The following is a 12029-nucleotide window of genomic DNA, read 5'->3' as shown; positions in this document are numbered from 1 at the left end:
GCTGGTCGTGGCGGCCCTGTTCATGGTGGCGCCGTTCGTCATCGTCGCGCTCAACGCCGTCAAATCACCCGCCGAGTACTCCGCCCACGGACCGCTGAGCCTGCCCGACGGGCTGTATCTCGACGGGCTGAAGGACTTCTGGGAGCGGGTCGACTTCGGCCAGAAGCTGATCAACTCCGTGCTGATCTCCGGCTCGGTGGCCGTGCTCGCGGTGGTCCTGTCGGTGCTCAACGCGTACGCGATCGGCATCGGCCGGATCAAGGGCCGCCCCTGGGTGCTGGCCTTCTTCGTCCTGGCGAACATGCTGCCGCAGGAGGCCCTGGTCTACCCCGTCTACTACCTGCTGAAGGAGGTGGGCCTGTACGACACCCGGCTCAGCGTCATCCTCGTCTTCACCGTCATCCAGTCCGCCTTCGGCACGTATCTGCTCTCCTCCGTCCTCGGCGCCTTCCCCAAGGAGGTCATCGAGGCGGCCAGGATCGACGGCGCGAACAAATGGCAGGTGCTGTGGCGGGTCGTGGTGCCGGTCAGCCGGCCCACGATCGGGGTGCTGCTGGTCTTCTTCTTCATCTGGACCTGGAACGAGTTCCTGCTGCCCCTGGTCATGCTGATCTCCAACGACAACCAGACGGTGTCGGTGGCGCTCGGCGTCCTCCAGGGCCAGCGGCTGATGGACGCCACCATGACCAACGCGGCCGCCCTGCTCGGGGTCCTGCCCGCGTTCCTGTTCTTCCTGATCTTCCAGCGGACGCTGGCCCGCGGCATCGCCGTGGGCGCGGTCAAGTGACCGCCCGTGCGTTTGTGGTGGATACAGGACAGCGACACGCCGATGCCACGGCGTGTCGCTGTCCTGTATCCACCGCACAGCCGGCGCCACAGTGCCGAGAAGGGGGCTCCATGGTCAGGATCACGGACGTGGCCAAGCACGCCGGGGTCTCGCCCAGCACGGTCAGCTACGCCCTCAGCGGCAAGCGGCCGATCTCCGAGGCCACCCGGCGGCGAATCCACGCCAGCATCCACGAGCTCGGCTACCGCCCGCACGCCGGAGCCCGCGCCCTGGCCGGCAGCCGCACCCGGGTCCTGGCCCTGGTGACCCCGCTGCGCGAGGGCGACGACATCACGGCCGCGATGCGGTTCGCCGCCCACCTCGTCACCGCCGCCCGGCGCCACGACCACGACGTCCTGCTCCTCACCCAGGAGGAGGGCGCGGAGGGGCTGCGCCGGGTCGCGGACAGCGCCATGGTCGACGGCATCATCATCATGGCCACCCACCGCCCCGGCGACCCCCGCCTGCTGCTGCTGCGCGACCTGGGGCGCCCCTGCGTCCTGGTCGCCCCCCTGGACGGCGCCACGGCCCCGACCAGGCCCCTCTGCGTCGGCTTCCCGGACCCGGCCGCCCCGACCACCTCCGCCGACGGCCCGCCGGACGCCCACCCCGGACCGCCCGAGCCCGACGACCTCGCCGAGCTGTGCGTGGCCCTGCTCATGGCAAGGCTCGGCGCCGTCCCCCAACGCGACGAGGGCCCCGCGGTCGGCTGACCGTCGGCTACCTGGGTACGTCAGACCGAGCCGGGCGGCATCATCCTCACCACCCTCGCCCCCGGCTCGTGGGCGTACGGCACCGGCCTCGCCAAAGTCACCGTGAACGACGACGGCACGGCCGACGGGCGGATCATCGGGGAGTCGTCGTTCATGCAGGCGCGCTCCCAGGCCGCCGCACCGCTCGCGGGGGATCTGTCGGCGCGCACCGCCTACGCCGACCGCGAGTCCTTCGCCGCGTTCGCCGAGCACGGCTCCGGGTGGACCGTCCGGCAGGGCGGACCGGTGGCGCTGTGGGACGACATCGAGCAGGCACTCACCGCCTGGCAGGACGCCGGACACCCGGACATCAGCACCGTGCGGTTGCGCCTCACCCCCCGCTCCCACACGTACTGGATCGGTGACGGTCCCGCGTTGCGCTGGGAACACCGCCTCGTCTGAGTCCCGCACGACGAGGGCCCCGCCGCCAGCTGACCAAAATCCACGACCGGCCGCCGACGCCCGCCTATGGCGCACGTCACACAGGTGCGCTGTCACAGGGATCGGATTGCCGGTGTCTCAGGGGCAATCACGTACCTGGTGCAGCAGCCACCAACGACAGAACGGAACGACATCGTGAGCAAGATCTGGTTCGTCACCGGTTCCTCGCGCGGCCTGGGCCGCTGCTTCGTCGAGGCTGCCCTGTCCCGCGGCGACAAGGTGGCCGCGACCGCCCGGACCGCCGAAAGCCTTGACGACCTGGTCGCCGCCTACGGGGACGCGGTGCTCGCGCTCCCGATGGACGTGACCGACAAGGCCGCCGTCTTCGAGAGCGTGAAGCGGGCCAAGGAACACTTCGGCCGTCTCGACGTCATCGTCAACAACGCCGGCTACGCCCAGATCGGCGCGATCGAGGAGCTGACCGAGCAGGATCTGCGCGACCAGCTGGAGACCAACCTGTTCGGCCCGGTGTGGGTCGTCCAGGCCGCGCTGCCCCACCTGCGCGAGCAGGGCTCGGGGCACATCATCCAGCTGTCCTCGGCGGCCGGGCTCATCGCCATGCCGCTCGGCGGCGCGTACCACGTCTCCAAGTGGGCCGTCGAAGCCCTGAACGAAACCCTCGCCCAGGAAGTCGCCGGCTTCGGCATCAAGGTCACCGTCATCGAGCCCGCCGGGTTCGCCACCAGGGACGGCAAGAACCCCGACCCCCTCGCCAACGGCCACATGTCCGAGCCCAGCCCGGTCTACGACGGCCTCCGCCAGCGCCTCGCCGGCGTCATGGGCAAGCAGCCCTCCGGCGACCCGGCCGCCGCGGCCCGGACCCTCCTCAAGATCGTCGACTCCGACAACCCGCCCCTGCGCGTGCTCTTCGGCCAGGGCTTCTACCCCATGCTCCAGCAGGCGTACGCCGACCGGCTCAAGACCTGGGCCGACTGGCAGGACCTCTCCGCCGAGGCTCACGGCAACCTGGCCGAAGCAGATCGGTGATTCCGGCCGGGCATCTGGAGGTGTCACCAGGTCGCGGTCGTCATGTCACGGCCAGGTGGCTGCGGTGGTGTCGTGGGGTCTCGGCCTCGTCGAGCAGGACGAGGGCGAAGTCCGCGTAGGAGATGCGCGCCGCGAGGTCACCGTGTTCGCGGATCCCGTAATGGCCGGTGCGCTCTCCCTCATGGTCGAAGTCGCCGACTGGGCTGACGTACACCCAGTCCAGCGCGGCGCCTTCGGCCCGAAGCACCTTGAGCCCGTCGGCGTGGGCCAGGCAGAAGGGCCGGAACTCGGCGGGGAAACCGGGTGTGTCGAGCAGGCGGGTCCCATCGGGGCCGGGCAGTAGCGTTGCGATGCCGACCGCGACGAGCCGGTCCACGCCGGCCTACCGAAGGCCCTTGATGACGGCGTGTGCGGCGCTGGTGAAGAATGCCCCCGGGTCGGTTGTCGCCGCCGCGTTGATCGCGGCGTCATGCCCAGCCGCGAGGGCGGCGACATGCGCCGCCTCGGTGACATCCCCGGCGGCGATCCGTACGCCGCCGTCCGCCGAGCCGCTGTAGCGGGACGGGTCGCGGACCACTGCGGTGACCTGGTGTCCACGCCGACGCGCGTCAGCGACAGCCTGCCGGCCGGCCCGGCCACCGGCCCCGAAAATACGCTGCCTGGAAGACGGCCCCCGTCGATTTTCCGAGCTGCGTGTGCCACTGCACCGCGTCACCCCGAAGGTGCTCACACAGTCACTACGTGGCCTGGAGCGGAGCGGGCTCGTCTCACGCACGGTGCACGCCGACCCGAGACTCGGGGTGGAGTACGCGCTGACGCCGCTGGGTCGCAGCATGTTGGAGCCGCTGTATTTCGCATGTGCGTGGGGCCCGAACGCGACGAGGGCCCCGCGGTCGGCTGACCGCGGGGCCCTCGTCGTACATGGGATGAGTGGAGATGGCGGGAATCGAACCCGCGTCCAACGGTGTGGAACCAGGACTTCTCCGAGCGCAGTCCGCTGTGATTTTCTCGGCCCCGGAGATCACGCGGACAAGTCTCCGACGGGCTCAGTCACTGTTTGATTTCCCACCAGGCCCCGTGACCGGACCTAGTGGTTTAGTCCCCTAGCTGATGCCAGGATCCGGGTCGGGAACAGCCCCGGGCTGACACTTCGCAAGTCGCTACTTAGGCAGCGAGGGCGAAGGAATCGCGCTTGGTGTTGGCGATTATTGGTTTCGGCATATGGTTTACGAGATCATTGCCGCTTCCTCGGCTCGCTTCCCCTGCTTCGACAGCCGCTGTCGAAACCGATCATCCCCATGTGGTGTTATCAAGGTGGTGCCGCGCACCCCTGAAGGGGCGTGCTTGCCTCATCGTACGGGAACAACGCTGGACAGTGCCAGCGTATTCCCGCCGGTCAGGCCCGCTGCCGCCGTCGGGCCGCGGAAATCGCCCGGTCGGCCTCGCGGCGGTCCTGCTTCTCGCGCAGGGTCTGCCGCTTGTCGTACTCCTTCTTGCCCTTGGCGAGGGCGACCTCGACCTTGGCGCGGCCGTCCTTGAAGTACAGCGCCAGGGGGACCAGGGTGTGGCCGGTCTCCTGGGTCTTGACGACCAGCTTGTCGATCTCCGCGCGGTGGAGCAGCATCTTCCGCTTGCGGCGCGCCGAGTGGTTGGTCCACGTCCCCTGGCTGTACTCCGGAATGTGCACGTTGTGCAGCCACGCCTCGCCGCCGTCGAGCTGTGCGAAGCCGTCCACCAGCGAGGCCCGACCCTGCCGCAGCGACTTCACCTCGGTGCCGGTCAGCACCAGACCGGCCTCGTAGGTGTCGAGGATGTGGTAGTCGTGCCGCGCCTTCTTGTTCTGCGCGATCAGCTTGCGCCCCGTCTCTTTAGCCATAGCGTGGCCATTCTCGCACTATGACCCGCCCCCGAGGCCACTCAATACCGTCCGCGCGCGCGTTTCGGCGCGCTTCTCGTCGTCGCCGCGGACGGAGAGGTCGGGGGTGATCCCCTTGCCGTCGACGCCGCGGCCGGTGGGGGTGCGGTAGTGGCCGACGGTGAGCTCGGCGACCGAGCCGTCGGGGAGCTCGCTGGGCATCTGGACGGAGCCCTTGCCGAAGGTCCGGGAGCCGACGACCACGGCCCGGCGGCGGTCCTGGAGGGCGCCGGTGAGCAGCTCGGCGGCGCTCATGGTGCCGCCGTCGACGAGGACGACGAGGGGGGAGTCGGTGTCGCCGCCCCGCCGGGCCTCCAGCACCCGCTGCTCCCCCCGTACGTCGTACGTGGCGACCAGCCCGCCGTCGAGGAAGGAGGAGGCGGTGGTGACGGCCTCGGAGACCAGGCCGCCGGAGTTGCCGCGCAGGTCGAGCAGGATGCCCTCGCCCTTGGGGATGGCCCGCACCGCGCGGCGGACCTGGTCGCCCGAGCCACGGGTGAAGGCCTCGACCTTGATCCGGACGGCGGCGGGGTGCTGATCGGTGAGGCGGTCGACGGTCACCGGCTCGGTGGCCAGGCGTGCCCGCCGCAGGGTCTGCCGCCAGCTGTGCCCGCCGCGCTGCAGCCCGACCTCGACGCGGCTGCCCACGGCCTCGCCCGCGCCGCCGCGCAGCCAGGACACCACCTCGGTGACCGGGCGGCCGGTCGCCGTGCGGCCGTCGACGGTGCGCAGCCGGTCACCGGCCCGGATGCCGGCCTTCGCGGCGGGGCTGCCGGGCTGGACGCGGTCGACCGCGATCCGGCCGCCGGGCCCCACGCGGGCGGAGATGCCCACGCCCACGTACTCGCCGTCCAGATTGCGGCGGAAGCCCTCGTACTCGCGGGCGCTGTAGACCGCGCCCCATCGGTCCCCGCTGCGGCTGACCACTTCCCGGGCGGCCTTGGAGCCGGACTTCCCGTCCTCCTCGGCCTGGGCCGCGGCCGCCTTGACCTCGTCGCTCTCGACGGTGCTCGACACCGAACGGGACGGTATCCGGGCGGCGGCCGGGTCCCGGCCGTCCTCGGCCTCGGCGCCCCAGGAGCCGACGGCGGCCCCCGTGGCCAGCACGCTCACGAAGACCACGATCAGGGTGGCCCCACGGCGAATGCGGCGGGGCCGGACGAACAAACACGGGCCCGACATGCCGGTGAGTGTAGGGCAACCCAGGGCGCCGTACCGGCGGTTGTGAGGTACGGCGCCCTGGACGAATGTCACACCTTGAGGTACTTGCGGAGCGCGAAGAACGCCGCGAAGGCGGGCATCAGCAGCCCGATCGCCAGCACCAGCGGCAGCTTGGCCAGCACCGCGTCGCCGCCAATGAAGTTGATCACTCTGATCTGGCCCGCCAGCCAGTTCTTGACCAGGAAGTAGTAGCCGCCCACCAGCAGCACACACGCGAAGGCCGCGCCCAGCAGGCCCGCGATGGCCGCCTCCAGGATGAACGGCATCTGGATGTAGAAGCTGGACGCGCCGACCAGCCGCATGATCCCGGTCTCCCGGCGGCGGGAGAACGCCGACACCCGCACCGTGTTGACGATCAGCATCAACGCGACGACCAGCATGAGCGACATCACCCCCAGCGCCGCGAGATTCATGCCGTTGAGGAGCTTGAAGAGGTCGTCGACGACTTCCTTCTGGTCCCGGACTTCCTGCACCCCGGGACGGCCGGCGAAGGCGGTGGAGATGACCTTGTACTTCTCCGGGTTCTTGAGCTTGATCCGGAAGGACTCCTGCATCTGGTCCGGGGTCAGCGAGTCGGCCAGCGGCGAGTCGCCGAACTCCTCCTGGTAGTGCTTGTACGCCTCCTCCGCGGTCTCGAACTGGACGCTCTCGACGATGCTCATCTGCTTGAGCTCGGAGCGGATCTCCGCCTTCTGTGCGTCGGTGACGGGGCCCTTGGAGCAGTTGGGCGAGGTCTCCTTGTCCTGCTTGTTGCACAGGAAGATGGAGACGTTGACCTTGTCGTACCAATAACCCTTCATCGTGCTCACCTGCTCGCGCATGAGCAGGGACCCGCCGAACAGGGCGAGCGAGAGGGCGACGGAGACGATCACCGCGAAGGTCATGGTGAGATTGCGGCGGAGACCGACGCCGATCTCCGACAGGACGAACTGGGCGCGCATGGCGTCCTTTCAGTGCTGGTAGCCGTAAACGCCGCGGGACTGGTCGCGCACGAGACGGCCCTTTTCAAGTTCGATCACGCGCTTGCGCATCTGGTCGACGATCTGCTGGTCGTGGGTGGCCATCACCACCGTGGTCCCGGTCCGGTTGATCCGGTCCAGCAGCTTCATGATGCCGACGGACGTCTGCGGGTCCAGGTTTCCGGTCGGCTCGTCGGCGATCAGCAGCAGCGGCCGGTTGACGAACGCGCGGGCGATGGCGACCCGCTGCTGCTCACCGCCGGAGAGCTCACCGGGCATACGGTCCTGTTTTCCGCCCAGTCCCACCAAGTCCAGCACTTCGGGGACGGTCTTGCGGATGGCGGTGCGCGGCTTGCCGATCACCTCCAGCGCGAAGGCCACGTTCTCCCCCACCGTCTTGTTGGGGAGCAGCCGGAAGTCCTGGAAAACCGTGCCCAGCTGGCGGCGCATCTGCGGCACCTTCCAGTTGGACAGCCGGGCCAGGTCCTTGCCCAGCACATGGACCGCGCCATGGCTGGCACGCTCCTCGCGCAGCAGCAGACGCAGAAAGGTGGATTTGCCCGACCCCGAGGAGCCCACCAAAAAGACGAACTCCCCCTTCTCGATCTCGAGCGAGACATCCCGAAGTGCGGGACGGTTCTGCTTGGGGTAGGTCTTGGATACGTTGTCGAATCGGATCACTGAAGCACCACGGTCGACCTGGGTAGGGGTACGGGTGGCCGCGAGGGCTCCCGTCGGTGTGCGTGACCATACGCGAACCGCGCGCGAGCTTGCAGGCGCCGTTCGGGGTTGGTGCGCCCATTCACAGCACTATTGGGGGCAAACGGTTGACAACCCTCCCGCTGGGCTGTCCGAAACAGCTACGGAACCGGTACGGATGCGGTACGGAATCGTGCGGGGCGCGCCGAACCGGGCGGAAGCTGGCACAGTGGAGGGGGAACCAACACATTTCCCCGAGCGTTGGCCCAGTGTCTACGGCGGCATCGCCGCGCGGGAGGAGAAGAGCGCATGACGTATGACAGGCTTGTCTGCGCCAACTGCGCGAGCCCCGTCAGCGAGGGCCGCTGCCCGGTCTGCCGGGCCAGCAAGGAGCGTCTGCAGCAGGCCGGCGGCTTCGGCGGGCTGACGCCGGCCGCCCTGATAGCGCTGCTGGTGGCGCTGATCGCGGTGGCCCTGCTCGCCCACCAGGTCGCCGCCGCGTAACGGGCCGTAGCGGCCGGGTCGCGGTGGGTACCGCTTCATTCAGTGACGTGCTTCATTTCTCACACGTACGAGGGGCCCGGAGTGACGCCGCACTCCGGGCCCTTTCGCGTCACCGTGGCGCACCCGGTCCGGCCGGGTGCGTGATCAGGCCGCGGTGTTGCGGTTGACCAGACGCGGCATGAGGCGGAAGCCGATGCCGCCCGCGATCATCGTCGCGGCGCCGACCAGCAGGAAGGTCGTCTCGGAGGCACCGGTCTCGGCCAGCTCCTCCTTCTTGGCCAGCCCCTCCTTGGGCTTGCTCTGCTCCACCGGCTTGGCACCGGCGCTGTCGGTGTCGGTGTTGTCCTGGCAGGCGGTGCCGTCGAGCTCCACCGTGCAGGTGTTGGAGTCGTCGCTGCCGCCGCCACCGCCGGTGCCGGGCGACTTGGTCGGCTCGGCGGTCGGCTTGCCGGTGGGCTTACCGGTCGGCTCGCCCGTCGGCGGCTTCGTCGGGTCGTTCGTGGGCGGGTTCGTCGTCGGCGGGTTCGTCGTCGGCGGGTTGGTGGTGGGCGGGTTGGTCGTCGGCGGGTTCGTCGTCGGCGGGTTGGTCGTCGTCGGCTCGTCCGTCGGCGTCGGGATCGTCGTCGGGTCGTCGTCCGGGTTGTCCACGCCGACGCCGACGTTCACGCCCTTGTCGTCGGCCTTGACCGAAGCCTCCACGCCGCCGATGCCGACGTCGATACCCACGGCCGATGCGGCGCCGGCCGCGGTCAGCGACGCGCCGGCGGCGATCACGGCGCCGGCCGCGATCCGCGCGACGCGCAGCCGCGTCTTCTTCGTCATCTGCCTGCTACCCCCAGTAGCTGTACTCGTCAATGGAGCAGCTATGTATGGGGCAACGGCCTGCGGGGAGTTCTGATCCGCGGGACCGGCCACACAAGGCGGTCCGCGAGCCCCCGTTCACACGCGCCCCAGTCATACGCATGCCGCGCGTCAGCTTTCCCACTTTTCATATGACCGTCAAGGTCATTGCGCACGACATGTCCGCTATGGAGGTGGTTGGCGGATGCATGGGTACAGGACTGTGACCAACTGGCCGTCAAGCCCGCGGACACGTCGCGGACAAGTCGCCGTCAAGCGGCGGCCAAGGCCTTACTTACTTCTGCTGCTCCTGCTGCTTGCGCCAGCGGATGCCCGCCTCCAGGAACCCGTCCAACTCGCCGTCGAGCACCGCCTGGGGGTTGCCGACCTCGAACTCCGTCCGCAGGTCCTTGACCATCTGGTACGGGTGCAGGACGTAGGAACGCATCTGGTTGCCCCAGGAATTGCCGCCGTCGCCCTTGAGCGCGTCCATCTTGGCCTGCTCCTCCTGGCGGCGCCGCTCGAGCAGCTTGGCCTGGAGGACGTTCATCGCGGTCGCCTTGTTCTGGATCTGCGAGCGCTCGTTCTGGCAGGAGACCACGATGCCGGTCGGGATGTGGGTCAGGCGCACCGCGGAGTCCGTGGTGTTGACGCCCTGGCCACCGGGGCCCGAGGAGCGGTAGACGTCGACGCGCAGCTCGGACTCGTCGATCTCGATGTGGTCGGTCTGCTCGACGACGGGCAGCACCTCCACGCCCGCGAAGGACGTCTGACGGCGGCCCTGGTTGTCGAACGGCGAGATGCGCACCAAGCGGTGGGTGCCCTGCTCGACGGAGAGGGTGCCGTAGGCGTACGGGGCCTGGACGGCGAAGGTGGTCGACTTGATGCCGGCCTCTTCCGCGTACGAGGTCTCGTACACCTCGGTCTTGTAGCCATGGCGCTCGGCCCAGCGCAGATACATCCGCTGCAGCTGCTCGGCGAAGTCGGCGGCGTCCACGCCACCGGCCTCGGCGCGGATGTTGACGAGCGCCTCGCGGGCGTCGTACTCGCCGGACAGGAGGGTGCGCACCTCCATCTCCTCGACCGCCTTGCGCACCGAGTCCAGCTCGGCGACCGCCTCGGCGCGGGTGTCGGCGTCGTCCTCGGCGTCGGCGAGCTCGAAGAGCACTTCGAGGTCGTCGATGCGGCCGCGGAGCTCCTCCGCCTTGCGCAGCTGGCCCTGCAGATAGGACAGCCGGCTGGTGATCTTCTGTGCGTTCTCGGGGTCGTCCCACAGGGAGGGGGCCGCCGCCTGCTCCTCGAGCACGGCGATGTCGGCCCTCATCCTGTCGAGGTCCATGACGGCCTCAATCGACCCCATGGTCGAGGAGAGGGACTTCAGCTCTTCGGATACATCGACGACTGCCACGGCACCAGCGTAACCGGCCGGACGGGCGACCGGGCCCACGGGCGGGCGGGGGCCCTTTTCCGGCCCGGTTCTCCCCCGGCCACGGCCGGGAGGCGCCCCCGCCGGGGCACCCGGCTCAGCGGTCGCCCGGGTCCGCGGGGGCCGAGTGCTCGCCGCCCTTCGGCGCCCCGCCGTCGTCGTCGTCGCCGCCCGACGCGAGCCAGCCGCCGATCCCCACCGCGGCCAGCAGCGCCCCCGCGACCACCGCGAGCCTGACCCGGCGGCGGCGCACCGCCTCCGAGACCGGGCGGTTGCGGGCCGAGCCCGCGCGGCGCTGGCCGCTGACCCGGGGGGCGCGCGCGGTGCCGTGCGGGCCCCCGGCGAGCTCGTCCGCGCTGGGCACCCGCATGCTGGTGTGCGTCTCCCGGCTGGAGTCGGGCACCGCCCCGGGCACCAGCGGCACCGCGCCGCGGCGCCGCGGCGGCTCCTCGGCGGCCGGGGCGCGGTGCGGCGCCGGCGCCTCGTCGTACCGGCCCTCCGGCTCGGCCCCGGGCTCGTCGGGCTCGTCGATGTCCAGCGGCGGATAGCCGGCCAGCGACGGCAGCAGCTCGCGCAGCCGGGCCGCCAGCTCGGAGGCGCGCAGCCGGGAGGCCGGCGCCTTGGCCAGGCACTGCAGCAGCAGCTGCCACAGCTCGTCGGGGATGCCGGGCAGCGGTGCGACGGTCTCCGTCACATGGCGGCGCAGGATCGCGCCGAGGTGGCCGCCGCCGAAGGGGGTGAAGCCCGCCAGGAGCTCGTACAGGACCGTGGCGAGGGCGTACACGTCCACGCTGGCCCGCGGCGGCAGCCCCTCGACGATCTCGGGGGCGAGGTAGTCCGGGGTGCCGATGACGCTGCGCGGGTTCTGGACCCGGCCCTGGGCGGTGCCCTGCGGGCGCGCCCGGCGCGGCGCGTCCACGAGGCGGGCCACGCCGAAGTCGGTGAGCAGGGCCGGGTGGGAGCCGCCGGGGCCCAGCGGGCCCTGCATGTCCAGCAGCACGTTCTCCGGCTTGACGTCGCGGTGCACGATCCCGGCCGCGTGGGCCGCGGCCAGGGCGTCGGCGATGTCCGCGGCGATGGCGACCGCCGCCTCGGGGGCCAGCCGCCGCTCGCGGTCGAGCCGGGTGCGCAGATCCGTGCCGCGCACCAGGTCCATGACCAGGGCCAGGTCGTTTCCGTCGACGACGAGGTCGCGCACGCCCACCACCCGGGGGTGGTCCAGGCTCAGCAGCGCGGTGCGCTCCTGTACGAAGCGGCCGACGAGCTCCTGGTCGGAGGAGAGCTCCTCGTGCAGGAGCTTGATGGCGACCGGGCCCTCGGGACCCTCGCCCAGCCACACCGTGCCGGCACTGCCGCGGCCCAGGACCTGGTTGGCGGTGTACCGGCTGCCGATCTTCCGTGACAAGACTGCTCCGACTCCTCCGACAGGGGCACGTTGGCGACAAAGCTACGCGGCTAC

Annotated in this window: 10 protein-coding genes, 1 other RNA gene and 4 pseudogenes; 6 read left to right on the top strand and 9 right to left on the bottom strand. The window is 70.4% G+C overall.

Features of this window, described 5'->3' with window-relative positions:
* The first annotated feature begins 22 nt into the window (after positions 1-22).
* The 4 genes and pseudogenes from ACFZDL_RS36385 to ACFZDL_RS36370 all read left to right on the top strand — a co-directional run bounded on the left by ACFZDL_RS36385 (position 23) and on the right by ACFZDL_RS36370 (position 3006).
* Positions 23-787 carry a carbohydrate ABC transporter permease gene (locus ACFZDL_RS36385; protein ID WP_353594962.1) on the top strand — a complete coding sequence of 255 codons (765 nt, stop codon included), beginning with the start codon at positions 23-25 and terminating at the stop codon, positions 785-787.
* A 110-nt stretch (positions 788-897) separates the two neighbouring features.
* Positions 898-1350 (top strand): annotated as a pseudogene (locus ACFZDL_RS36380) (LacI family DNA-binding transcriptional regulator); the annotation flags it as partial.
* Between the two features lie 198 nt (positions 1351-1548).
* Positions 1549-1980: pseudogene (locus ACFZDL_RS36375) on the top strand (methyltransferase); the annotation flags it as partial.
* Between the two features lie 174 nt (positions 1981-2154).
* Entirely contained in the window at positions 2155-3006 is an 852-nt protein-coding gene (locus ACFZDL_RS36370) for an SDR family NAD(P)-dependent oxidoreductase (protein WP_353594916.1), read from the top strand.
* A 40-nt stretch (positions 3007-3046) separates the two neighbouring features.
* Here ACFZDL_RS36370 and ACFZDL_RS36365 read toward each other — a convergent pair.
* A pseudogene (locus ACFZDL_RS36365) lies at positions 3047-3658 on the bottom strand (NAD(P)-dependent oxidoreductase).
* Here ACFZDL_RS36365 and ACFZDL_RS36360 point away from each other — a divergent pair.
* Positions 3657-3872 (top strand): annotated as a pseudogene (locus tag ACFZDL_RS36360) (winged helix-turn-helix transcriptional regulator); the annotation flags it as partial. The pseudogenes ACFZDL_RS36365 and ACFZDL_RS36360 sit on opposite strands and share 2 nt — an antisense overlap.
* A 62-nt stretch (positions 3873-3934) precedes the next feature.
* Here ACFZDL_RS36360 and ssrA read toward each other — a convergent pair.
* The 5 genes from ssrA to ftsE all read right to left on the bottom strand — a co-directional run bounded on the left by ssrA (position 3935) and on the right by ftsE (position 7782).
* Positions 3935-4304: a transfer-messenger RNA gene (gene ssrA, locus ACFZDL_RS36355) on the bottom strand.
* A 98-nt stretch (positions 4305-4402) separates the two neighbouring features.
* Positions 4403-4882, bottom strand: a complete 480-nt coding sequence (gene smpB / locus ACFZDL_RS36350; protein ID WP_353594917.1) for an SsrA-binding protein SmpB — start codon at positions 4880-4882, stop codon at positions 4403-4405.
* Positions 4883-4900: 18 nt separating this feature from the next.
* The gene (locus tag ACFZDL_RS36345) at positions 4901-6103 is read right to left on the bottom strand and encodes a S41 family peptidase (protein WP_353594918.1); all 1203 of its coding nucleotides are present in this window, start codon (positions 6101-6103) and stop codon (positions 4901-4903) included.
* A 68-nt stretch (positions 6104-6171) separates the two neighbouring features.
* Entirely contained in the window at positions 6172-7083 is a 912-nt protein-coding gene (gene ftsX, locus ACFZDL_RS36340) for a permease-like cell division protein FtsX (protein ID WP_353594919.1), read from the bottom strand.
* A gap of 9 nt (positions 7084-7092) precedes the next feature.
* Positions 7093-7782 (bottom strand): cell division ATP-binding protein FtsE, encoded by a 690-nt coding sequence (ftsE, locus tag ACFZDL_RS36335; RefSeq protein ID WP_353594920.1) that lies wholly within the window; start codon positions 7780-7782, stop codon positions 7093-7095.
* A gap of 327 nt (positions 7783-8109) precedes the next feature.
* Here ftsE and ACFZDL_RS36330 point away from each other — a divergent pair, with 327 nt between their 5' ends.
* Positions 8110-8304, top strand: a complete 195-nt coding sequence (locus ACFZDL_RS36330) for a hypothetical protein (protein WP_353594921.1) — start codon at positions 8110-8112, stop codon at positions 8302-8304.
* A gap of 144 nt (positions 8305-8448) precedes the next feature.
* On the opposite strand, the gene ACFZDL_RS36325 is transcribed toward ACFZDL_RS36330, so the two are convergent.
* The 3 genes from ACFZDL_RS36325 to ACFZDL_RS36315 all read right to left on the bottom strand — a co-directional run bounded on the left by ACFZDL_RS36325 (position 8449) and on the right by ACFZDL_RS36315 (position 11975).
* The gene (locus ACFZDL_RS36325; RefSeq protein ID WP_353594922.1) at positions 8449-9126 is read right to left on the bottom strand and encodes a hypothetical protein; all 678 of its coding nucleotides are present in this window, start codon (positions 9124-9126) and stop codon (positions 8449-8451) included.
* Between the two features lie 313 nt (positions 9127-9439).
* Complete coding sequence (gene prfB / locus ACFZDL_RS36320) at positions 9440-10552, bottom strand: peptide chain release factor 2 (protein WP_353594923.1); 1113 nt, start codon at positions 10550-10552, stop codon at positions 9440-9442.
* Between the two features lie 115 nt (positions 10553-10667).
* Positions 10668-11975, bottom strand: a complete 1308-nt coding sequence (locus tag ACFZDL_RS36315; protein WP_353594924.1) for a serine/threonine-protein kinase — start codon at positions 11973-11975, stop codon at positions 10668-10670.
* Between the last annotated feature and the right edge of the window lie 54 nt (positions 11976-12029).

Origin of the sequence: Streptomyces sp. NPDC007917 (assembly GCF_042959105.1) — a bacterium.
GTDB lineage: Bacteria > Actinomycetota > Actinomycetes > Streptomycetales > Streptomycetaceae > Streptomyces.
The sequence above is the reverse complement of the archived record's forward strand: the minus strand, read 5'-3'. Positions and strand labels throughout refer to the sequence as shown.

Bases quoted from the DNA above. Each gene is read 5' to 3' on its own strand.
- ACFZDL_RS36385 (WP_353594962.1), top strand. From the start codon at position 23: ATGGTGGCGCCGTTCGTCATCGTCGCGCTCAACGCCGTCAAATCACCC.
- smpB (WP_353594917.1), bottom strand. From the start codon at position 4,882: ATGGCTAAAGAGACGGGGCGCAAGCTGATCGCGCAGAACAAGAAGGCG.
- ACFZDL_RS36345 (WP_353594918.1), bottom strand. From the start codon at position 6,103: ATGTCGGGCCCGTGTTTGTTCGTCCGGCCCCGCCGCATTCGCCGTGGG.
- ftsX (WP_353594919.1), bottom strand. From the start codon at position 7,083: ATGCGCGCCCAGTTCGTCCTGTCGGAGATCGGCGTCGGTCTCCGCCGC.
- ACFZDL_RS36330 (WP_353594921.1), top strand. From the start codon at position 8,110: ATGACGTATGACAGGCTTGTCTGCGCCAACTGCGCGAGCCCCGTCAGC.
- ACFZDL_RS36325 (WP_353594922.1), bottom strand. From the start codon at position 9,126: ATGACGAAGAAGACGCGGCTGCGCGTCGCGCGGATCGCGGCCGGCGCC.